This is a genomic window from Tabrizicola sp. T46 (genome assembly GCF_057219895.1).
This window is the reverse complement of record NZ_JBXVVV010000003.1, coordinates 114,258-136,442: the sequence shown is the minus strand read 5'-3', so window position 1 is coordinate 136,442 and position 22,185 is coordinate 114,258. Positions and strand designations below refer to the sequence as shown.

Sequence of the window (22,185 nt, the reverse complement as noted above, 5' to 3'; positions counted from 1 at the left end):
GCGGCGCCACCGAAATGACGAACGCCGCCCCCCCGGGAATGGATGGGGGAGCGGCGTTCGGTGGCAAGGATCAGCGCAGGGCGGCGGTGCGCATCAGGGGCGTGATGACCCGCACTTCGACCCGGCGGTTCAAGGGTTCGTTCTCTTCCGTGTCGATCAGAAGCTCGGTCTCGCCATAGCCCTGGACGACCATGTTCTCCGGCGGGATGTCGAAGTACTCGGTCAGGGCAAGCGCCACCGATTCCGCCCGGCGGTCGGAGAGCGCAAGGTTCATCGCCGCCCGGCCCGTCGCGTCGGTATGGCCTTCGATCAGGAAGACCTCGCGTGGGTTGAGGTCGAGGAGGTCCTGCATCACACGACCAAGGTCCGCGAGGTTGCGTGCCTCGGCCGCGGCGATGGCGGAGGAGCCCGAGGCGAAGGTGATCGGCTCGACATCAATCGTGGCCGCCAGCGCGCGGACCTGCGGGATGTCGCGGATCTGGCGGAGGCTGAAGCTGCGACCGACGCGTTCCGCCTCTATCGCCGCAAGCTCGCGCTTCAGGGCGGCATCGTTCTCCTTGGACGAGATCACGATACGCTGACGCGGGCGGGGCAGTTCCTCGACGATCACCACCTCTTCGCGCTGCAGGTCGTCGATCAGCACGATCTCGCGGCCCCGGTCGTCATAGGTCGCCCGGCGCAGGACGCGACCGGTGGCATCGCGGATCGTGACCACCTGGGTGCCGTCTTCGCGCTCGACGATCGTGCGGGTCGAGCCGTCGTTGAACGTCTCGGTCCGGACGGTCGAGCCGGGCTGGCGGATGACCGCGTCGTCGTCCTTCAGCACCTGGTAAGAGCCGTCGGGGAGAAGCATCACCACCCGGTCGCCGGTGTTCGACACGACCCGGCGTTCTTCTTGCCGGTCGTTGCTTGCCTTGACGATGGCCCCGACCGCAAGCGCGCCAAGCACCACGAGACCGGCCTTCTCTAGGTTGGAAAGCCCGCTCTTCTTGCCTTCGGACACCGTGACCGGCGCTGCGGCGAACTCCTCTGCCGAGGTCCGCACGGCGTCTGCGGTGATGGTCTCGGTGACCGCGCCGATCAGGGCATCGGGGTTCGCCGGGGCGAGGGGCGCGGTGGCATCCGCATCTTCCGCCGCGACCGCCGCGGCGGCGGCGGCGATCTCATTGGGGTCGATCGCGGTCGGGTCGACGGTCAGAAGCTGGGTCAGGCTTTCCACCTCCGAGGCCGAGACTTCAGGCGCATCGACCAGCTGGGCCGGATCAACCTCGACCGGTTCGGCGACCTTCAGACCGGCGGCGGGATCGATGACCTCACCCGTCTCGGTGACCTGAAGCTCGGCCTGGGCAGCAGCCAGTGCAGCGGCGGCGGCGGCTGCGGCCTCGGCATCAAGCGGGGCACCGGTCGCGGGATCGATCGCCCCTTCGCCAAGCGCCTCGATGACCGCATCGGCGGAAGGTTCAGGCAGAAGTGCCGTCGCATCGGTCGCGGCCTCTTCCGTTGCCCCTTCGGCCTCGGCGGCCTCGGTCGCAGCTGCGGCGGCAGCTTCGTTGGCGGCAGCCTCGGCCTCAGCTTGGGCCGCTGCGTCTGCCTCGGCCTGGGCGGCAGCTTCCTCGGCGGCGGCCTGAGCTGCGGCCTCGTCTACGGCGGCTTGGGCGGCAGCTTCGGCCTCAGCCTGCGCTGCTGCGTCAGCCTCGGCCTGGGCTGCGGCTTCGTCGGCAGCTGCTTGCGCGGCAGCTTCGTCAGCGGCGGCCTGCGCCGCGGCGTCGGCTTCAGCCTGCACGGCAGCGTCCGCCTCGGCCTGGGCGGCAGCATCGGCTTCAGCTTGTGCTGCGGCCTCCGCCTCGGCCTGGGCCGCGGCTTCGTCGGCGGCGGCCTGCGCTGCGGCTTCCTCGGCTGCGGCTTGCGCGGCGGCTTCGGCTTCGGCGGCGGCCTGGGCAGCAGCTTCGGCTTCGGCCTGGGCGGCGGCTTCCTCGGCGGCAGCCTGGGCTGCGGCTTCTTCTGCTGCGGCCTGTGCGGCGGCTTCGGCTTCGGCGGCGACCTGGGCGGCAGCTTCGGCCTCGGCCTGGGCTGCGGCTTCCGCAGCGGCGGCAGCTTCAGCGGCGGCGGCCTCGGCCTCTGCCGCAGCTGCGTCGGCGTCAGCGGCGATTCTTGCGTCGATCTGTTCCTGCAAGGCCTCGCCCGCGGCGGGATCGATGGCTTTCAACCCCTCGACAATGGCGGCGATGTCACATGCCGGATCGGCGATCGTGGCGCAGATGAGCGCGCCGTCTGCCCCGGTGATCGATCCGTCCTCGTTCAGGACCTGCGCCAGGCCGGGCATCGTGCCCAGTGGGCTGATGGCGACCGACAGGGCGGTGGTGGATACCAGAAGCTTTCTCATTCCCAGTCCTCGTTGCAATGGATGCGAGATTAACGGACCAGATTTAGTCCGGTTCCCTGCCGCCCGACATGCATAACAAAGGGCACACGCGCATGATATGCGATATCAGCGGCCTGACATCGCATGACCTGCGCGAAGTCCCGCCTAAGCGCGGATCAGGGCCAGAAGTCGGTCACGCTCGCCCCGGTCGGCCCCGTCCGAGATCGCCTGGCCAAGGGCTTCGAGCGAGGCGATGGAATGACCGGCGCGGAAGCTGTCGACATGGGGAAGGATCGCGCGGATACCTTGCGCCCTTGGCACAAACCCCGTCCAGCGGAGCAGCGGGTTCAGCCAGATCAGCCGGCGGCAGGAGAGATGAAGCCGCTCGACCTCGGTCGCCAGAAGGCCGGAATCGTCGCGGTCAAGCCCATCGGTGATCAGAAGGACGACTGCCCCCTGCCCCAGAACCCGGCGCGACCAGTCCTGGTTGAAGCGGTGCAGGCTTGCCCCGATCCTCGTGCCGCCGGACCAGTCCTGCGCCTCTTGCCCCGCCGCACGCAAGGCCGCGTCGACATCGCGGGCGCGCAGGTGCCGGGTGATGTTCGTCAGCCGCGTGCCGAAGGTGAAGGTATGCACCCTGGCCCAGCCCTGCCCTTTCCGGTTGGCCACCGCATGTACGAAATGCAGCACCATGCGGCTGTAATCGGCCATCGAACCCGAGATGTCGCAAAGAACGACGAGGTTGGGCCAGCGCGTTCCTGGGGCCTTCCGCACCAGCCCGGAGAATTCGCCCCCCCGGCGCATCGCGTCGCGCAGGGTCGCGCGTGCGTCGATGGCCCGTCCGCGCGGGTCGAAGGCGGCCCGCCGTGTCACCAGCGGCCGCACCGGCAGGGAAAGGCGCGCGAGCATGCGCTTGGCCGCCGCGATCTCGTCCGGTGACATCTGTTCGAAGTCGAGCGTCTTCAGCCGTTCTTCCGTCGACATCGTGGCGCTGGCGTCGATGCTGATTTCGTCGGCGGGCGTCTCTGTCTCTTTCGGCGGCGGTGGCAACTGGCCATCAAGCAGCGCCTGCGCCGCCCGCTTTTCGGCGGCCTGGGCGATCCGGTCTTCCTGCACCCCGTGCACCTGCGGGAGCATCAGCGACATCATGTGGTCGAGATAGCGCGGGTCGCGCCAGAAAAGACGGAAGACCTGGGCAAAGACGGCCCGTTCCTCGGGCCGCGAGACGAAGTTCGCCTGAAGGATGAAATAGAAATCCTCGCGCCGATCGAAGCCTGCCACCTCGACCGAACGGATCGCCTCAAGGACCCGGCCCGGGCCGATCGGCAGCCCCGCCTTGCGCAGCGCCCGGGCGAAATGGGTGATGTTATGGGCAAGCTTGCCGTCGTCGGGAATGTCGAGGGGCGCGTAGGTTGCCATCGCCGGGAGCGAGGGGTTTCACACCCCTCGCGCTCTCCGTGCGATATCTGAGGACCAAGAATGAATCATGCCGGGACGAGCTCGCGCTTGACCTCTTCCAGGAGGCGCTTGGCCTCGGACCCCTGAAGTTTCTGGATGTCGTCCTGGTATTTCAGGATCGCGCCAAGGGTGTCGGAGATCACTTCGGGGCTGAGCGCGATGACATCGAGCGCAAGAAGGCACTTCGCCCAGTCGATGGTTTCGGCCACACCGGGACGCTTGAAAAGGTCCTCGCGTCGCAGCTTCTGGACGAAGGCCACCACCTCGCGGCTGAGGCTCGCCTGCGCCTCGGGCGCGCGGGAGGCGAGGATCTGAAGCTCACGGTCGAAAGTAGGGTAATCGACCCAGTGATAGAGGCAGCGGCGCTTCAGGGCGTCATGCACTTCGCGCGTGCGGTTCGACGTGAGGATGACGATGGGGGGTTCCGGCGCGCGGATGGTGCCGAGTTCCGGAATGGTAACCTGGAAGTCGGAGAGGGCCTCCAGCAGAAAGGCCTCGAAAGGTTCATCGGTGCGGTCAAGCTCGTCGATCAAGAGGACCGGCGCGCCGCCCGGCTGCGGGCGCATGGCGGCGAGGAGCGGGCGCTCGATCAGGTAATCCTCGGTGAAAAGCTCGGATTTCAGGGCGTCGCGGTCGCCGGCCCCGGTCGCCTCGGCGGTGCGGATGGCGATCATCTGGGCGGCGAAGTTCCAGTCGGCGACGGCGGAGGCCGCATCGAGGCCTTCGTAGCATTGCAGGCGGATCAGGCGGCGACCCAGGGCGGCGGCGAGGGTCTTCGCGATTTCGGTCTTGCCGGTGCCGGCCTCGCCTTCCAGAAAGAGCGGCCGGCCGAGTTTCAGGGCCAGGAAGACCACCGTCGCGAGTGCACGCGAGGCGACATAGCCCTGCCCCGCCAGCATGGTCTCGACCCCGTCGATATCCGTGGGAATGGCGGTCACCTTGTCCTCCGTCAGGGGCAGGTTGGCCCGGGGCAAGGCCGGCGGTCAAGCCTGATCGGCGGCAAGCCAGTCGTGGAGCGACCGCAAAGGCGCGCGCGCGGGCGTGGCGCGGGGCCAGACGAGGTAGTAGCTGCCAAGCGCGGCCACCGGCGGGCCGAACAGCGGGACAAGGCGGCCCTCGGCAAGGTCGCGGGCGATGAGGAAGGTCGGGATCAGGGCCGCGCCCATGCCGTGGATCGCGCCCTGGGTCAGCGTGGCGAACTGGTCGAACATCATCCCCGATGGGCGCAAGCCCGCATGTCCGTGGTGGGCAAGCCAGCGGCCCCAATCCCCTGGCCGGCTGTCGAGCATCAGGAGCGGAAGGCGCAGGATATCGGTCGCCGCGGACAGGGGCGCAAAGCCCGGGGCGGCGACGGCGATGACCTCTTCATCCATGAGCTTCAGGTAGTCCACCCCGGACCAGTCCTGCCGGCCATAATGGATCGCCGCGTCAAAGGTGGTGCCGGAAAATTCAAACGGGCGAAGGCGTGTGGAGAGGTTGACCGTCACCTCGGGATGGGCCTGAGAAAACCGGGCAAGGCGCGGGGCCAGCCAGTGCATCCCGAAGGCCGGAAGGATGGCAAGGTTGAGGGACCCGCCCGTCGGGTTCGCACGCAGCGTGATCGAGGCAGAGGCGAGGAGGTTCAAGGCCTTCCGCACCTCGGCCACGTAGTCCTGCCCTGCCGGTGTGAGGCGCAGGCGCTGACGTTCGCGCAGAAGAAGCGGCACGCCAAGCTGGCCTTCCAGCCCCTGGAGCGCCCGGCTGATCGCGCCTTGCGTCAGGTTGAGTTCCTCGGCCGCGGCGGACGCCGTGCCAAGGCGATCAACAGCCTCCAGCGCCATCAGGGCGGGGATCGGCGGCAGGTAGCGGCGGGGCAGCATTATGAGTTTCCCTCATGAACCCGTGCGGGGCTTTCGATAGCCTGCCCTGCCCTTTCGTGCAATACTGAGGGCAACGAATGGAGGTTCCGATGCCCGATACGCTGCACGCCGCTGCCCAACCCAAACTGAAGGCCAAGGATGCCCCGGACCTCGGGCGCTTTGACTGGGAGGACCCGTTCCGGCTGAACGATCAGCTGACCGAGGAAGAGCGGATGCTGCGGGATGCGGCACGGGCGTATGCGCAGGAAAAGCTGCAACCGCGTGTGGTTGCGGCCTACCGGGAAGAGACGACCGATCCGTCAATCTTCCGCGAGATGGGCGAGATGGGGCTTCTGGGCGTCACGATCCCCGAGGAATATGGCGGCCTTGGTGCTTCCTACGTCGCCTACGGCCTTGTCGCGCGTGAGGTCGAGCGGGTGGACAGCGGTTACCGTTCCATGATGTCCGTGCAGTCGTCCCTGGTGATGTATCCGATCTATGCCTATGGGACCGAGGCGCAGCGGCAGAAGTACCTGCCGAAGCTTGCCAGCGGCGAATGGATCGGCTGCTTCGGCCTGACCGAGCCCGATGCGGGATCGGACCCGGCGGGGATGAAGACGACGGCAAAGAAGACCGCGAACGGTTACGTTCTGAACGGCGCGAAGATGTGGATTTCCAACGCGCCGATCGCGGATGTCTTCGTGGTCTGGGCGAAGTCCGAAGCGCATGGCGGCAAGATCCGTGGCTTCGTGCTGGACAAGGGCATGAAGGGGCTTTCGGCCCCGAAGGTCGGGGGCAAGCTTTCCCTGCGCGCCTCGATCACCGGCGAGATCGTGATGAAGGATGTCGAGGTTGGGGAGGACGCGCTTCTGCCATTTGTCGAGGGGCTGAAGGGCCCCTTCGGCTGCCTGAACCGGGCACGCTATGGCATCAGCTGGGGCGTGATGGGGGCGGCCGAGTTCTGCATGCACGCGGCGCGGCAGTATGGGCTGGACCGCAAGCAGTTCGGCAAGCCGATCGCGGGGACGCAGCTCTTCCAGCTGAAGCTTGCGAACATGATGACCGAGATCAGCCTTGGCCTACAGGCGTCGTTGCGCGTCGGGCGGCTGATGGACGAGGCCAACGCGGCACCGGAGATGATCTCGATCGTCAAGCGCAACAACTGCGGCAAGGCGCTGGAGGCTGCCCGCTGGGCGCGGGACATGCACGGCGGGAACGGCATCCAGGAAGATTTCCAGATCATGCGCCACATGGTGAACCTTGAGACGGTGAACACCTACGAGGGCACTCATGACGTTCATGCACTGATCCTTGGCCGGGCGATCACGGGTGTTCAGGCCTTCTTCTGAAGGGAAGCGGCCCCGCCCGGCATCAACCGGCCGATGCCGGGTATCCCGTGCACGGGCGCGGTCGCCTGCCTTGTCCCTTCCCTGGGGCCGAGAAGGGATGCCAGGCTTGCTGCCGTCCTCGGGTTACGAGGTGCTGCATCCCTTCAGCCAGAGCGTGGACTGCAAAACCGTTAATGGTTGAGCGACCACGTTAACCCATTCGTCCAAGTTGTGCAGCCCCAGCAAATCGAAACAATCCGCCTTCGTTGTTCCCGGTGAATCCCTGCCCGAAGGCATGCAACGCCTTGTGGAACTTAAGATTTCCTAACACAGTTGCGGGGCATCAGCACCTGCTGGCGCATGGTGGTAAAGGTGGCAATGGACAATCGCGAAGCGCCTCCGGACTGGCAGCGCGCCATGCTGGCGATCGCTGAGGGCGATGGCGATTTCCTGCCGCTCGGCGATCGCCATTATGCCTTCTTCGCCGAAGAGCAGCCCGTTCTTCTTGTCACCTTCGAGGACGCCGCCGCCTTGCGGGAACGGGCGGACAACCTGCCGGAACACTTCGCCCTGGCCAAGTCGCGGGGCTGGTCACTGCTGACAATCCTTGCCGAGGGTGAGACGTGGTGGCGCGACCCGGCGGTATTCGCCTATTTCGACCGGCTGGCCGATGACGGGTTTCTCGAGGATTTCGACCGAGTGGTCTTCTACGGGGCCGGTCCGGCCGGCTACGCGGCGGCAGCCTTCTCGATCGCCGCTCCGGGGGCCGAACTGGTTCTGATCTCGCCCCGCGCAACGCTCGACCCGGCCATCGCCGGCTGGGAGGAACGCCATCGCATCGCGAGGCGCATCAATTTCCGCAACCGCTACGGCTATGCCCCGGATATGACCGAGAGTGCCTCCAAGGTCTGGCTGATTCATGACCCCCTGCATCGCCCCGATGCGATGCATGCGGCCCTCTTCCGGCGACCTTGGGTCGTACCCCTGCGCGCCCCCTTCACCGGCGAAGGTACCGAGGACACACTGCGCGAGATGCGGGTCCTCGACCGTATCCTGGAAGCGGTCATGGAGGAAAAGTTCTCGCCAGCCTTTTTCACCTGGTTGTGGCGCGGGCGGCGGTCGAACGGCAGCTACCTGCGCGCGATCCTGTCTGCCGCGCGGCTTTCAGGCCACCGTCAGCGCGAGATCAAGATCTGCCGGTCGGTCACCGCCCGGCTGAACGCGCCGCGCTTTGCCCGCAGGCTGGCTGAACTGACGGGCGAGATTCTCTAACCCAGCGTGCCCCGGCAATCCGGTCGCGGTTGCCACTGGAAACACGGTCCGGTTTGCTTTACCCGGAACCCATGCAGATCACGCTTCGACGCCCCGACGACTGGCACCTTCACTTGCGCGACGGCGCGATGCTGGCGGCCGTGCTGCCTGAGACCTCACGGCACTTTGCCCGGGCGATCATCATGCCCAACCTCGTCCCGCCCGTGGTGACCCTGTCGGACGCGGAACGCTACCGTGACCGGATCCTTGCGGCCTTGCCGGAGGGGATGGAATTCCAGCCCCTGATGACGCTTTACCTGACCGAAGGCACCGACCCTGACGATGTGGAACGGGCCCATGCCTCGGGTCTGGTCAAGGCGGTCAAGCTTTACCCTGCCGGGGCGACCACGAATTCCCAGTCCGGGGTGCGCGACGTTCTGAAGGTGCAGCCGGTGCTCGACAGGATGGCGAAGATCGGCCTTCCGCTCTGCGTGCATGGCGAAGTGACGGATGCGCATGTTGACATCTTCGACCGCGAGGCCGTCTTCATCGAGACGGTCCTCGACCCTCTGCGCCGCCGCACGCCCGGCCTGCGGGTGGTAATGGAACATGTGACGACCGAGGAAGGTGTCGCCTATGTCAGCGCCGGCGGGCCGGACCTCGGGGGGACGATCACGGTTCACCACCTGATCATCAACCGCAATGCCATCCTCGCTGGCGGCATCCGGCCGCATTACTACTGTCTGCCGGTGGCCAAGCGCGAGAAGCACCGGTTGGCCCTGCGGAAGGCTGCCACCGCAGGCGCGGGGCCGTTCTTTCTGGGCACCGATTCCGCGCCCCATCCCGACCACCTCAAGGAACATGCCTGCGGCTGCGCCGGCTGCTTTACGGCGACGAACGCGATGTCGATGCTGGCCGAAGTTTTCGAGCAGGAACAAGCGCTTGACCGGCTGGAGGCCTTCACCTCGCTGAACGGCCCGGCCTTCTACCGCCTGCCCGCAAACGAAACCAGGATCACACTGACCAAGGGCGCGCCTGTCACGTATCCGGCGAAGATCGAGGTTGCATCCGGCCCGGTCACCGTCTTCGACCCCGGGTTTCCGCTGCATTGGTCCGTCACCGCCTGAGGAGGCACCCGATGCCCGACCGCACCTTGGGTTCGCAGCTTGGCCAGCTTGCGCTTGCGCTGGTCAACGCCACGCTGATGCTGGCGGTGCTGTTGGTCTTCGGGCTCTGGCTTCTGATCGGACGTGCGCAGGACTTTGCGGTCGACACCGCGCGGGCTGCGGCGGGCGAGCTTCGGGAGGGGCTGGCCGACAAGGTTTCCGGGCTGCAAGCGGCCATGTCGAAGCTTGCGGTGCTGGAAGACAGGCTCGACGCGGCCGTCGTCCGGGCCGGCACCGCAGAAGGTCCGGCAGTCGCGGAACTTCGATCATTGCGCGCGGATGTCCAGGCCCTGACCGCTGCCGTGGAAAGGCTGGCCGGAGCCTTCGTCGCCTTGCGCAATGAACCCGCTGGTGCCGTAAGCGCGGTCCTTCACCAGATCCTGCAAGGGCTTGCCGCGCGGCTTGGCCCTGCCCAACCGTCGCCAACCTGAGGTTCTCATGATCCCCGCCGCCTTTCCGCCGAAAGAGGAAATCGCCCGTTTGACCGCCCGCGCGCTTCTGGAAATCAAGGCGGTGCATTTCAACGCGACGACGCCCTTCACGCTGGCGAGCGGTTTGCCCTCGCCCACCTATATCGATTGCCGGAAGCTGATCAGCTACCCGCGAATCCGGTCGGTGCTGATGGACTTTCTGGCCGTCACCATCCTGCGCGAGGCAGGGTTCGAGGCGTTTGACAACATCGCCGGCGGTGAGACGGCGGGCATTCCGTTTGCTGCGCTGGTGGCGGAACGTCTTTCCCTGCCAATGACTTATGTCAGGAAGAAACCAAAGGGCTATGGCCGGAACGCCCGGATCGAAGGCGCGATGACCGAAGGGCAGCGGGTGCTTCTGGTCGAGGATCTGACGACCGATGGCGGCTCGAAGCTTTCCTTCGTCGATGCGATCCGCGAGACGGGTGCGACCTGCGGCCATACGGCGGTGATCTTCTACTACGGCATCTTCCCGGATACCGAAGCGAAGCTTGGGGCGCATGGGGTGAAACTTCTGCACCTCTGCACCTGGTGGGACGTGCTGGCCGAAGCGCGGGCGCAGGGGGCGTTCGATGAGGGGACCCTTCGGGAGGTTGAATCCTTCCTGAACGCACCGCGCGCCTGGCAGGAGGCGCGGGCGACCTGATTCCCTGTCGCTGGCCCGAGGGTCGGAGCCACTAACCGCTGGCTTTGGCGCAATGCCTAGCTTGCAGCTTCTTCGGGGCCACAACATGTGGCATCATCAATTTTGTGGATAAGCGGGTTATGCACAGCTTACCCTCAACCCAATCCACCGCCGGGCGTGCTAGGCGGTGCAACCAAGAAAAAGCAGACCCGAGGACAAGGGGGCAGAGATGACCGAGATCACCACGCTGAGGCCGATTGTTCCGGCGGTGCCCGCGCCTGCGGGCGATGCCGAGGTCCTGCCGCACAACATCGAGGCTGAGCAGCAGCTGCTTGGCGCAATCCTGACGAACAACGACATCTATGACCGTGTGTCGAGCCTGGTGAAAGCCGAGCATTTCTTCGATCCCGTCCACCAGCGCATCTATGAGGTCGCGGCGGCGCGGATCCAGAAGAACGCGCTCGCCTCGCCGGTCACGCTGAAGGCGTTCTTTGACGAGGACCAGGGCCTGAAGGAGCTGGGCGGCCCCGCCTACCTCGTGCGGCTGGCGGGGGCAGCGATCTCGGCCTATGCGGCGCGCGACTATGCGCAGATGGTCTATGACCTGGCCGTCCGGCGCGAGCTGATCCAGCTGGGCCGGGACATCGCGGCGCAGGCGGCGAAGGTCGAGGTGGCCTCGGAGCCGAAGGACCAGATCATCGAGGCCGAACAGCGGCTTTACAAGCTGGGAGAACAGGGTGTCGCGGAACGCGGTTTCCAAAGCTTTCTCAAGGCGGTAACGGATGCTGTTAACGTTGCCAACGCCGCCTATCAGCGGGATGGCGGGCTGGCGGGCATCTCCACCGGCCTGATCGACATGGACAAGAAACTGGGGGGTCTGCATCCGTCTGACCTTCTGATCCTTGCCGGGCGGCCGTCTATGGGGAAGACCTCGCTGGCCACGAACATAGCCTTCAACATCGCCAAGGCGCACAAGCGCGGGCGGTTGCCGGATGGGACGGAAGGCGCGGTCGAAGGCGGTGTCGTCGGGTTCTTCTCGCTTGAAATGAGCGCGGAACAGCTGGCCGCGCGGATCCTGTCCGAAGCGTCGGAGGTGCCGTCCGAACAGATCCGGCGGGGCGACATGACCGAGGCCGAGTTCCGCCGTTTCGTCGAGGCAGCGAAGGCGCTGGAGGCCTGTCCGCTCTACATCGATGACACGCCGGCGTTACCGATTTCTCAAGTCGCCGCCCGGGCGCGGCGCCTGAAGCGGACGCATGGTCTGGATGTGCTGATCATCGACTACCTGCAGCTCTTGAAAGGCACGTCGAAGGACAACCGGGTACAGGAAGTGTCTGAAATCACGCAAGGATTGAAGGCGATCGCGAAAGAGCTGAACATCCCGGTTATCGCCCTTTCGCAGCTGAGCCGCCAGGTCGAAAGCCGCGAGGACAAGCGGCCGCAGCTTTCCGACCTGCGGGAATCGGGGTCGATCGAGCAGGACGCGGACGTGGTGATGTTCGTCTTCCGCGAGGAATACTACCGCGAGCGGGAAAAGCCGGGCGACCACGAGCTGGAAAAAATGGCGCAGTGGCAGGCACTTATGGAAAGCGTGCATGGCAAGGCCGAGGTCATCATCGGCAAGCAACGCCACGGCCCGATCGGGACGGTGGAACTGTCCTTCGAGGGGCGGTTCACCCGGTTCGGCAACCTCGCGCGGCCCTGGCAGGGGTCCGGCGGGCCGGATGTGGGCTTCTGATGGACCTCGGGCTGGCAGGAAAGGTCGTCATCGTCACCGGCGGGGGCGCGGGGATCGGTGGGGCGATCTCGATGGCGCTTGCCGCCGAGGGGGCGGTCCCGGTGGTCGTTGCGCGGCGCATGCCGCCTGACGATTTCCTGCGCGATCTCAAGGCATTGCAGCCGAAGGCTGATGTCGTGCTGGCGAACCTTGCGAAGGATGAGGACTGCTATCGGGCGGTCGCCGAGGTGCGGGAGAGGTTCGGGGCGATCCATGCGCTGGTGAACAACGCGGGTACGAATGACGGGGTCGGGCTGGAAGCGGGGCCGGAGGCGTTCCGGGCCTCACTCGACCAGAATCTTCTGCATTATTATACACTTGCGCATCTATGCCTCGATGACCTCAAGACCGCAAAGGGCGCGATCGTCAACATCTCTTCGAAGACGGCGCTGACCGGACAGGGGTCGACCTCGGCCTATGTCGCGGCCAAGGCCGCGCAGTTGGGGCTGACGCGGGAATGGGCGGCAGCGCTGGCCCCGCATGGGGTGCGGGTGAACGCGGTGATCCCGGCGGAAGTGATGACACCGATGTACCGCAACTGGCTGGATACGTTCGAGAATCCGGCTGCGCAGGAGGCGTTGATCACTTCGCGCATTCCCCTGGGCCAGCGGATGACCACAGCCGAAGAGATCGCGGCGACGGTTGTGTTCCTGCTCTCGGACAAGGCGGGCCATACCACCGGGCAGTGGCTTTTCGTCGATGGTGGCTATGTCCATCTCGACCGGGCGCTGGGGCGCTAGGGCTGGACAGCAAGATCTTGAGAACGCTGGGTTAATGGGCTTTGCTTCGGCGGTTTGGCCTGTCTTGCCCGCGTCTTCCTTTTGTCTTCCTTTCGTCTCTACGCGCGTCGCCATCAGGTGGCGTTAACCAATCGGCGCGAATCGCTTCCGGTCAGCGCGCTCGGATCGGGTCGGCGAGGAGGCGGAGGCCGTTCAGGACGACGAGCAGCGTGCCGCCTTCATGCCCGATCACGGCGAGCGGCAAGGGCAGGGAAAAGAACAGGCTGCCCGTCACGAGCACCACCATGGCGCCAAGGGCGAGCGTCAGGTTCTGGCGGACCACCCGGGCCGTGCGGCGCGAGAGGGCGTGGGCGGCGGCAAGCTTGGTCAGGTCCTCGGCCATCAGGGCGACGTCGGCGGCCTGCAATGCCACCTCGCTGCCCGCGACCCCCATGGCGATGCCGACGTCGGCCCGGGCGAGAGCGGCAGCGTCGTTCACCCCGTCGCCGATGAAGGCGACCTTGCCGCGCGCTGCGGCCTGATCGACGAGGCGGACCTTGTCACCAGGGAGAAGGCCCGCGTGAATCTCGGCGGGGTGTAGACCAAGGCGCGTGCCGATGCGCGTGGCGACGGCGGCGCGGTCGCCGGTCATCATCAGGATCGCGGCCCCTTGCGCGCGGAGGTTGGCCAAGGCCGTGGCCGCGCTGTCGCGGGGTTCGTCGGCGACGGTCAGCGCGCCGAGGAGTTGGGCGCCACGACCGACTAGGACCAGCGTTTCGGCCCCGTCGGCGAGATGCGCAAGGGTCGGCGGCATGGTCGCGCCCATGGCGGCAAGCATCCGGGAGTTGCCGGCCCAGAGGGGGCCCTGCCCGTCCGTTCCGGTGATGCCTTCGCTGGGGTGCGAGCGCATGTCATGGACCGGGGCGGGAGAAAGCCCGCGTTCGGCGGCGTGGGCGCGGATCGCGGCGGCGATGGGGTGTTCGGACTGCGCCTCGAGCCCGGCGGCGAGGGCGAGGAAGTCGTCTTCCGTGCCCTGAAGGGCTGCCACTGCCGTCACGCCGGCGCGGCCGGTGGTCAGGGTTCCGGTCTTGTCGAAGGCGAAGGTTCTGACCTCGGCCAGCCCTTCCAGCGCAGCACCGCCCTTGAACAGGACCCCGCCCCGCGCGGCGGCGGACAGGGCGGAAAGGATCGCGGCGGGGACCGAGATCACGACGGCGCAGGGGCTGGCGGCGACAAGGACGGTGGCGGCCCGGTAAAGCGCGTCTCCGGCGTCAAGGCCCCAGAGGCGGAAGCCGAAGAAGGCAAGGACCGACCCGGCCAGCACGGCGATGGTGTAGCGCTGGCCGAACCAGTCCGAGAACCGTTCGGACGGTGATTTCATCGCCTGCGCCTCGGTCACCATGCGGATCATCTGCGCGACGGTGCTTTCCGAGAGTGTGCGGAGGACCTCGACCGTCAGGATGCCGTCAAGGTTGACGCAGGCCTCGTGCACCGGGCTGCCGGGGTCCTTGCGGACGGGCTGGCTTTCGCCGGTGACGCTGCTTTCGTCCATGTGGCCGCTGCCGAGGGTCACCCGCCCATCGACCGGCACCCGGGCGCCGGGGCGCAGGATGACGTGGTCGCCGGGGCGAAGGGTTTCCACGGGCACCTCGGTCACCCCGTCCGGGCCTTCGCGGAGCGCGGTTTCGGGGCGAAGCTGCATCAGGGCCTCGACCGCGCGGCGGGCCTTGCCCATGGCGCGATGCTCAAGCGTTTCGGAGAGGGAGAAGAGCGCCAGGAGCACCGCCCCTTCCAGCGCCGCACCGACCGCCGCGGCGGCAAGGGCTGCGACGACCATCAGCAGGTCGATGTCGAGCCGCCGCTCATGCCAAAGCTCGGACAGGGCGGAGCGGGCGGCGGTGACGCCACCGGCAAGGAAGGCAAGGGCGAGTGCGGCCCAGGTGAGGCCTTGCGGCAAAGGCTGGAGGAACGCGTCAACTGCAGCGACGACAAGGCCGATCCAGCAGAGGATGGTCAGGGCAAGCTTGGCCTGGTCGTCCCCGGATGTCTCGGTATCGCTGGTCATCGCCTGCCCATTCTCTCTGCCGCCAACCCTCACCCGCGGGATGCAAAAGGGCAAGCACCGCGCAAGCGGAGGTTTTTCCTTGACCCCGCCGCCCCCCCGGTCAAAACAGCCGCATGGCGACTGCAACCCTGACCATCGATCTTGATGCCATCGCGGCGAACTGGCGTGCGCTTGACCGGCTTTCCGGGTCCGAGGTGCAGACGGCTGCGGTCGTCAAGTCGGATGCCTATGGGCTGGGCGTGAAACGCGTTGCCCGTGCGCTGGCGCAGGCCGGGGCGCGGCGGTTCTTCGTCGCCTGCGCCGAGGAAGGTGCTGCGGTCCGGCAGGCCCTGGGACCGGGGCCGCAGATTGCGATCCTCTCCGGCCACATGCCGGGCGATACCGAGATGATCCATGATCTCGACCTGACGCCGATGCTGAACAGCCTGGACCAGATCACCCGGCATCTCGAGGCGCTGCCCGGCCATGCCTTCGGCGTGCAGCTGGACACTGGCATGAACCGTCTGGGTGTCGAGGCGCTGGAATGGGAAGCTGTGGCGCCGATCCTTCTGGAGGCCGGGCCCGAGCTGCTGATGAGCCACCTTGCCTGCGCCGACGAACCTGAGAACCCGATGAACGAGGCGCAACTGGCCGAGTTTCACCGGATGACCGACGGTCTTGGCCTGCCGCGCAGCCTTGCGGCCACGGGCGGCATCCTGCTGGGCGCGCGCTGGCATTTCGACCTGACGCGCCCCGGGGTCGGCCTTTATGGCGGGCTGCCCTTTGCCGCGGCGCAGCCGGTCGTCACCCTATCCCTGCCCGTGATCCAGACGCGCGAGGTCGCGGAAGGCGAGACGGTGGGCTATGGCAACAGCTGGACCGCGACGCGGCCTTCGGTGATCGCGACGCTGGCCGCGGGCTATTCGGACGGGTTGCCGCGGACGCTGTCGAACCGGGCGCTTCTCTGGGACGGAGAGACGCCCTGCCCGCTGGTTGGCCGGGTGTCGATGGACCTGATCACCGCCGATGTCACCGATCTGGCCGAGGTGCCGCGGAGCCTCGACATCATCGGGCCGCACCAGGGCGTTGACGAGCTGGCCGGGATGGGCGGCACCATCGGCTATGAGCTTCTGACCGCGCTTGGGCCGCGCTATCAGCGCCGCTACCAGGAAAGCCGGGCGTGAAGGCCATCCTTGCCGCCATCGGTCGTCCGGTCCTTGCCGCCCTTGCCGCAGTCGGGCGGGTTGCGATCTTTGCCGTGGCAATCCTGGGCCATGTCATCCGCCCGCCGTTCTACCTGCGCGAGTTCGGCCATGCGGTCCTGCAGATCGGCTGGTATTCGCTGCCGGTGGTGGGCCTGACCGCGATCTTCACCGGGGGGGCGCTGGCGTTGCAGATCTATGCCGGCGGCTCGCGCTTCAACGCCGAGGCGGTGGTGCCGCAGATCGTGGCCATCGGCATCACGCGCGAGCTGGGACCGGTCCTGGGCGGGCTGATGGTCGCGGCACGGGTGGCAAGCTCCATCGCCGCCGAGATCGGCACGATGAAGGTGACCGAGCAGATCGACGCGCTGGTGACCCTGTCGACCAACCCACTGAAATACCTGGCCGTCCCGCGCGTGGTCGCGGCCACGCTGGCGATGCCGGTGCTGGTGGCGGTGGGCGATGCCATCGGGATCATGGGCGGCTGGCTGGTCGGGATCACGCGGCTGGATTTCAACTCGGCCACTTACCTCAAGACCACGGTCGATTTCCTGGAGGCCTGGGATGTGGGCTCGGGCCTGGTGAAGGGCGCGGTCTTCGGCTTCATCGTGGCGCTGATGGGCTGCTATCACGGGATGAACAGCGCCCGCGGCGCGCAGGGCGTGGGCCGGGCGACGAAGGCGGCGGTGGTGTCGGCATCCGTGCTGATCCTGGCGGCGAACTACGTGCTGACCGAGATCTTCTTCACGTCATGATCGAGCTTCGCGATGTCCATAAGCGGTTCGGGGCGAACCGGGTCTTGCAGGGGGTGAACCTGACCGTCGCCTCGGGCACGTCGATGGTGATCATCGGCGGGTCAGGGACGGGGAAGTCGGTGCTTCTGAAATGCATCCTCGGCCTCGTTCACCCGGACGAGGGGACGATCACGCTGGACGGGCGGGACGTGACGGCGGGCGACCGCGACGCCTTCCTTGCGCGGTTCGGGATGCTGTTCCAGGGGGGTGCGCTTTTCGACAGCCTGAAGGTCTGGGAGAATGTGGCCTTCCGGCTGATGCGGGGGGCGAATGCGCTGCCGAAACCGCAGGCGCGCGAGATCGCCGTCGAGAAGCTGCGCCGGGTGGGGCTGAAGCCCGAGACAGCCGATCTTTTCCCCGCGGAACTCTCGGGCGGGATGCAGAAGCGCGTGGGCCTTGCGCGGGCCATCGCAGCGGAGCCGGAGATCATCTTCTTCGACGAACCAACCACCGGCCTTGACCCGATCATGGCGGGCGTCATCAACGAGCTGATCCGCGAGATCGTGACCGAGATGGGGGCGACGGCGATGACGATCACCCACGACATGTCCTCGGTCCGGGCGATTGCGGACCATGTGGCGATGCTGCATGGCGGGGTGATCCGCTGGACCGGCCCGGTTTCGGAAATGGATGCGACGGCGGACCCTTACGTCCAGCAGTTCATCCACGGGCGGGCCGAAGGGCCGATCGAGAGCGTGCGATGATCCGATGGCTGAATCTGGCGCTGCTGGTCCTTTTCCCCGTCGCCTGGTTTGCGCCCCTGATGCGCGCGGCGATCCTGCCGATCTTCGGGATGGATGAGATCAGCGTCATCACCGGGTTGCAGTCCTTGTGGGAGAGCGATGCCGCGCTGGCGCTGGTCGTCACCTTCCTTGCGATCTTCGCGCCCTATGCCAAGACCATCGGGCTGGCGCTGCTGCACTGGAATCTTCTGAGCCCGAAGCTGCTGCCGGCGCTGGAGGTACTGGGAAAGCTGGCGATGGCCGATGTCTTCCTGATCGCGCTTTACATCGTGATCGTGAAGGGCGCGGGCTATGTCACGATCGAGACCGCCTGGGGACTTTACCTTTTCACCGGCTGCATCCTGGCCTCGATCCTGATCTCGTGGCGGTCGAAACCCTTGGCCTGAGCGCCGTGCCTTGATGCTGCCCAACATTCCCGGCATGGTCGCGCCCGATGAAACAGAGCACCTCCTTCACCTGCACCCAATGCGGCGCAAGTTACCGCAAATGGGCCGGCAAATGCGACGCCTGCGGCGGGTGGAACACCATTGTCGAAGAGACTCCGCTTTCGGCAGGACCGAAAGCCCTGGGGGCCAAGGGCCGGACCATCCCGCTTTCCGACCTTTCGACGGAAGAGGCGGCACCACCCCGCGCCTCGTCAGGGATCGCCGAGCTGGACCGGGTGCTGGGGGGTGGGCTCGTGCCGTCCTCGGCGATCCTGGTCGGGGGCGATCCGGGGATCGGGAAGTCGACGCTGCTGTTGCAGGCCGCTGCAAGTTTTACGCGCAAGGGGCTGAAATGCCTTTACATCTCGGGCGAGGAGGCCGCGGCGCAGGTTCGGATGCGGGCGCAGCGGCTGGGCCTGACGGATGCTTCGGTCCGGCTGGGGGCCGAGACCAACCTGCGCGACATCCTGACGACGCTCGATGCCGAACGGCCGGCGCTGGCGATCATCGATTCGATCCAGACGATGTGGCTGGACCAGGTCGAGGCGGCGCCGGGCAGCGTCTCCCAGGTGCGGGCGGCGGCGCATGAGTTGGTGACCTTCGCCAAGCGGCGCGGCGTGGCGGTGGTGCTGGTCGGGCATGTGACGAAGGACGGCCAGATCGCCGGACCGCGCGTGGTCGAGCATATGGTCGATACGGTGCTCTACTTCGAGGGCGAGCGTGGCCATCAATTCCGCATCCTGCGCGCGGTGAAAAACCGCTTCGGCCCGGCTGACGAGATCGGGGTCTTCGAGATGACGGGCGGGGGTCTGGCCGAGGTGCCGAACCCCTCGGCCCTGTTCCTCGCGAACCGCGACCAGCCCGCGCCGGGGTCTGCGGTCTTTGCGGGGATCGAGGGGACGCGGCCGGTCCTGACCGAAATCCAGGCGCTGGTTGCCCCGTCAACCCTGGCAAGCCCGCGGCGCACGGTGGTGGGTCTGGACAGCGGCCGGGTGTCCACGATCCTTGCGGTGCTGGAGGCGCGCTGTGGCATCCCCTTTGCCGGGCTTGACGTTTTCCTGAATGTTGCCGGGGGGTTGCGGGTCAGCGAACCGGCGTCGGACCTGGCCGTGGCGGGGGCGCTTCTGTCGGCGCGGGAAGATGTGGCAATTCCGCCAGACATGGTGCTTTTCGGCGAAATCAGCCTTTCCGGAGCGCTTCGCCCTGTGGGACAATCGGAAAATCGGTTGAAAGAGGCCTCGAAACTTGGTTTTTCACTGGCGACCGTGCCGTCCCAGTCAAAGATCGAGGGGGCGGCGGGCCTTATGGTGCGGCAGCAGCCGGACCTCGGGGCCTTTGTGGGTGCGATGTTCGGTGCCGGGGACACGGCAGGACGAAAAGGGACGAGGGACTGACAGATGGAAAACCTGACCGCGGTCGACGGTGGTGCGGCACTGATCATCCTTGTCTCATCCATCCTGGCTTTTTCGCGCGGGCTGGTACGGGAGCTGATGGCGATCCTTGGCTGGATCGGCGCGGCGATCGCGGCCTATTACTTCGCCCCCGGCGTCCAGCCGCTGGTGAAGGAGCTGCCGGTCATCGGTGACTTTCTTGCCGACAGCTGCGAGTTGTCGGTCGTGGCGGCCTTCGCGGGCGTCTTCGTGATCGGCCTGATTGTCGCTGCCCTGTTCACGCCGCTTTTCTCGGGCGCGGTGCAGCGGTCGGCCCTGGGCGGGATCGACCAGGCGCTCGGGTTCCTTTTCGGCGCGGCGCGCGGCATCCTGCTGATCGCGGTCGGCTTCATCGTCTACGACCGTGTTCTCAGCGACCAGGCGATCCCGATGATCGACGAAAGCCGGACTGCACTGGTCTTCGCCAACTTCCAGGCCGAGATCGACCAGAACATCCCGTCGGATGCGCCTGGCTGGATCGTCGACCGCTACAACGAGCTGACCAATGTCTGCGCGCCGGGCGGTGCACCCGTGGTCCCGACGACGCCCGAAGCTGCCCCTGAGACCGCGCCCGCAGCCCCCGCGACCAACGGCTGATCCCGTTCGCGCGAGCCTGATGTAACGGTCGCGTTTCAGGACGTGACAGCCCCGCCTGCCTGCCGTAAACCACCGGCATCCCGCGCGATGCGCATCAGCAGGATTCGGACAGGCATGGCCCCTTTCCTCTCGCACCCCTTCGATGACGACAAGCTGAAGGAAGAATGCGGCATCTTCGGCGTGGTCGGGGTCGCGGATGCCTCGACCTTCGTGGCGCTGGGGCTGCATGCCCTGCAGCACCGGGGCCAGGAAGCGGGCGGGATCGTCAGCTATCACCCCGAACACGGGTTCAACTCGGCCCGGCGCTTCGGCTATGTGCGCGACAATTTCACCAAGTCCGACGTGATGGACACCCTGCCCGGGCAGCTTGCCATCGGGCATGTGCGCTATTCCACCGCCGGATCGAAGGGCGCGACCGCGATCCGCGACGTGCAGCCCTTCTTCGGCGAGTTCTCGATGGGCGGCTGCGCCATTGCCCACAACGGGAACCTCACGAACGCGGCGGCGCTGCGGCGCGAGCTGATCGAGCGCGGGTCGATCTTCCAGTCTTCTTCGGACACCGAATGCATCATCCACCTGATGGCGCGGTCGATTCAGAAGAACCTGAGCGAGCGGATCAAGGATGCGCTGCGGCGGGTCGAGGGGGCGTTCAGTATCGTAGCGATGACCCGGACGAAGCTGATCGGCGTGCGCGACCCCCTGGGCGTGCGGCCGCTGGTCCTGGGCCGGGTGGGTGATCACGGCTGGGCGCTGAGTTCCGAGACCTGTGCGCTCGACATCATCGGGGCCGAGTTCGTGCGCGAGATCGAGCCGGGCGAGATGGTGGTGATCGAGGGCGACAAGGTGGATTCGACCCGCCCCTTCGCCCCGGCCAAGGCCCGGTTCTGCATCTTCGAGAACGTCTATTTCAGCCGCCCCGACAGCATCATCGCCGGCCGCTCGGTCTATGAGACGCGGCGGCAGATCGGCGTGGAACTCGCGCGTGAAGCGCCGGTCGAGGCGGATCTCGTCTGCCCGGTGCCCGACTCTGGCACCCCGGCCGCGATCGGCTTTGCCCATGAGAGCGGCATCCCCTTCGGCATGGGGATCATCCGCAACCAGTACATGGGCCGGACCTTCATCGAGCCGACCGACCACATCCGCAACATGGGCGTGCGGCTGAAGCTGAACGTCAACCGCGCGCTGATCAAGGGCAAGCGGGTGATCCTGGTGGACGACTCGGTCGTGCGCGGGACCACGAGCCGCAAGATCAAGGACATGATCCTGGAGGCCGGGGCGGCAGAGGTGCATTTCCGCATCGCCTCGCCCCCGACCGCCTGGCCCTGTTTCTACGGGGTCGACACGCCGGAACGGTCGAAGCTTCTGGCCGCGACGATGTCGGAAGACGAGATGCGCGACTGGATCGGGGTGGATAGCCTGAAGTTCGTCAGCCTCGACGGCCTTTACCGTGCGGCAGGCGAGGTTGCGGGGCGTGACCCGGCCTCCCCCCGGTTCTGCGATGCCTGCTTCTCGGGCGATTACCCGGTGGCGCCTTCGGACAAAATCGAGGAAGGCTTCCAGATGAAGGCGGCGGAGTGAGTGGCCCCGGCACCGCTTCCGTCGACGCCTACATCGCCGCCCTGCCCCCGGACCAGCGCGCCGCGCTGACGGGTCTCCGCGCCCGGCTGAAGGCCCTCCTTCCCGGCCACCTTGAGGTCATGTCCTACGCGATGCCCGGGTTTCGCCAGCCAGGACCGAAAGGGAAGATGGTGGTGGGCTACGCGGCCTTTGCGCGCCACCTCGGCCTTTATCCCCATTCCGGCACGGTGATCCCGCTGATCGACTGCGCGCCCTTCAAGACCTCGAAATCCGGGGTCCTCTATACCCCCGACCAGCCCTTGCCCGATGCGCTTCTGCGCCAGATCATCACGGCCCGGCAGGCAGAGCTTGCCGCGGGCTATGGCTCCCGCTGACCCC

20 protein-coding genes are annotated in these 22,185 nt (G+C 66.8%); 15 read left to right on the top strand and 5 right to left on the bottom strand.

Features of this window, described 5'->3' with window-relative positions; translation table 11 throughout:
* Window positions 1-70: 70 nt before the first annotated feature.
* The 4 genes from AC2D9V_RS13535 to AC2D9V_RS13520 form a co-directional block, all read right to left on the bottom strand.
* Window positions 71-2,383 carry an OmpA family protein gene (locus AC2D9V_RS13535; protein ID WP_484714616.1) on the bottom strand — a complete coding sequence of 771 codons (2,313 nt, stop codon included), beginning with the start codon at window positions 2,381-2,383 and terminating at the stop codon, window positions 71-73.
* A 144-nt stretch (window positions 2,384-2,527) separates the two neighbouring features.
* Window positions 2,528-3,781, bottom strand: coding sequence for a vWA domain-containing protein (locus tag AC2D9V_RS13530; RefSeq protein WP_484714615.1), 1,254 nt, complete (start codon window positions 3,779-3,781; stop codon window positions 2,528-2,530).
* 65 nt (window positions 3,782-3,846) lie between these two features.
* Window positions 3,847-4,719, bottom strand: a complete 873-nt coding sequence (locus tag AC2D9V_RS13525) for an AAA family ATPase (protein WP_484715008.1) — start codon at window positions 4,717-4,719, stop codon at window positions 3,847-3,849.
* An 84-nt stretch (window positions 4,720-4,803) separates the two neighbouring features.
* The gene (locus AC2D9V_RS13520; RefSeq protein ID WP_484715007.1) at window positions 4,804-5,682 is read right to left on the bottom strand and encodes a LysR family transcriptional regulator; all 879 of its coding nucleotides are present in this window, start codon (window positions 5,680-5,682) and stop codon (window positions 4,804-4,806) included.
* Window positions 5,683-5,768: 86 nt separating this feature from the next.
* On the opposite strand from AC2D9V_RS13520, the gene AC2D9V_RS13515 reads away from it, so the two are divergent.
* The 7 genes from AC2D9V_RS13515 (at window position 5,769) to AC2D9V_RS13485 (ending at window position 13,015) form a co-directional block, all read left to right on the top strand.
* Entirely contained in the window at window positions 5,769-7,007 is a 1,239-nt protein-coding gene (locus AC2D9V_RS13515) for an acyl-CoA dehydrogenase (RefSeq protein ID WP_484714614.1), read from the top strand.
* 357 nt (window positions 7,008-7,364) lie between these two features.
* On the top strand, window positions 7,365-8,258 hold the full coding sequence (locus AC2D9V_RS13510; protein WP_484714613.1) for a phosphoadenosine phosphosulfate reductase: 894 nt from the start codon (window positions 7,365-7,367) through the stop codon (window positions 8,256-8,258).
* Between the two features lie 71 nt (window positions 8,259-8,329).
* Complete coding sequence (gene pyrC / locus AC2D9V_RS13505) at window positions 8,330-9,364, top strand: dihydroorotase (protein WP_484714612.1); 1,035 nt, start codon at window positions 8,330-8,332, stop codon at window positions 9,362-9,364.
* A gap of 11 nt (window positions 9,365-9,375) precedes the next feature.
* Window positions 9,376-9,834, top strand: coding sequence for a hypothetical protein (locus AC2D9V_RS13500; RefSeq protein ID WP_484714611.1), 459 nt, complete (start codon window positions 9,376-9,378; stop codon window positions 9,832-9,834).
* Between the two features lie 7 nt (window positions 9,835-9,841).
* A complete protein-coding gene (locus tag AC2D9V_RS13495) occupies window positions 9,842-10,519 on the top strand; it encodes an orotate phosphoribosyltransferase (protein ID WP_484714610.1) in 678 nt (225 codons plus the stop codon).
* A 208-nt stretch (window positions 10,520-10,727) separates the two neighbouring features.
* Complete coding sequence (locus AC2D9V_RS13490) at window positions 10,728-12,236, top strand: replicative DNA helicase (RefSeq protein ID WP_484714609.1); 1,509 nt, start codon at window positions 10,728-10,730, stop codon at window positions 12,234-12,236.
* Window positions 12,236-13,015 (top strand): L-fucose dehydrogenase, encoded by a 780-nt coding sequence (locus AC2D9V_RS13485; protein ID WP_484714608.1) that lies wholly within the window; start codon window positions 12,236-12,238, stop codon window positions 13,013-13,015. Before AC2D9V_RS13490 ends, AC2D9V_RS13485 begins: the two co-directional genes overlap by 1 nt.
* 151 nt (window positions 13,016-13,166) lie before the next feature.
* Here the strand turns inward: AC2D9V_RS13485 and AC2D9V_RS13480 are convergent, their stop codons facing one another.
* Entirely contained in the window at window positions 13,167-15,059 is a 1,893-nt protein-coding gene (locus AC2D9V_RS13480; RefSeq protein WP_484714607.1) for a heavy metal translocating P-type ATPase, read from the bottom strand.
* A gap of 113 nt (window positions 15,060-15,172) precedes the next feature.
* Between AC2D9V_RS13480 and alr the strand changes: the two genes are divergently transcribed.
* The 8 genes from alr to AC2D9V_RS13440 all read left to right on the top strand — a co-directional run bounded on the left by alr (window position 15,173) and on the right by AC2D9V_RS13440 (window position 22,181).
* The gene (gene alr, locus AC2D9V_RS13475) at window positions 15,173-16,222 is read left to right on the top strand and encodes an alanine racemase (RefSeq protein WP_484714606.1); all 1,050 of its coding nucleotides are present in this window, start codon (window positions 15,173-15,175) and stop codon (window positions 16,220-16,222) included.
* Complete coding sequence (locus AC2D9V_RS13470; RefSeq protein ID WP_484714605.1) at window positions 16,219-16,995, top strand: MlaE family ABC transporter permease; 777 nt, start codon at window positions 16,219-16,221, stop codon at window positions 16,993-16,995. Before alr ends, AC2D9V_RS13470 begins: the two co-directional genes overlap by 4 nt.
* Window positions 16,992-17,738, top strand: a complete 747-nt coding sequence (locus tag AC2D9V_RS13465; RefSeq protein WP_484714604.1) for an ABC transporter ATP-binding protein — start codon at window positions 16,992-16,994, stop codon at window positions 17,736-17,738. Before AC2D9V_RS13470 ends, AC2D9V_RS13465 begins: the two co-directional genes overlap by 4 nt.
* On the top strand, window positions 17,735-18,163 hold the full coding sequence (locus AC2D9V_RS13460; RefSeq protein ID WP_484714603.1) for a paraquat-inducible protein A: 429 nt from the start codon (window positions 17,735-17,737) through the stop codon (window positions 18,161-18,163). The genes AC2D9V_RS13465 and AC2D9V_RS13460 overlap by 4 nt, the downstream gene beginning before the upstream one ends.
* A 47-nt stretch (window positions 18,164-18,210) precedes the next feature.
* Entirely contained in the window at window positions 18,211-19,596 is a 1,386-nt protein-coding gene (radA, locus tag AC2D9V_RS13455) for a DNA repair protein RadA (RefSeq protein ID WP_484714602.1), read from the top strand.
* A gap of 3 nt (window positions 19,597-19,599) precedes the next feature.
* Entirely contained in the window at window positions 19,600-20,229 is a 630-nt protein-coding gene (locus tag AC2D9V_RS13450) for a CvpA family protein (RefSeq protein ID WP_484714601.1), read from the top strand.
* A gap of 114 nt (window positions 20,230-20,343) precedes the next feature.
* Window positions 20,344-21,807: an amidophosphoribosyltransferase gene (gene purF / locus AC2D9V_RS13445; protein ID WP_484714600.1), complete on the top strand. Its 1,464-nt coding sequence runs from the start codon at window positions 20,344-20,346 to the stop codon at window positions 21,805-21,807.
* A complete protein-coding gene (locus tag AC2D9V_RS13440) occupies window positions 21,804-22,181 on the top strand; it encodes an iron chaperone (RefSeq protein WP_484714599.1) in 378 nt (125 codons plus the stop codon). Before purF ends, AC2D9V_RS13440 begins: the two co-directional genes overlap by 4 nt.
* Window positions 22,182-22,185: the final 4 nt, after the last annotated feature.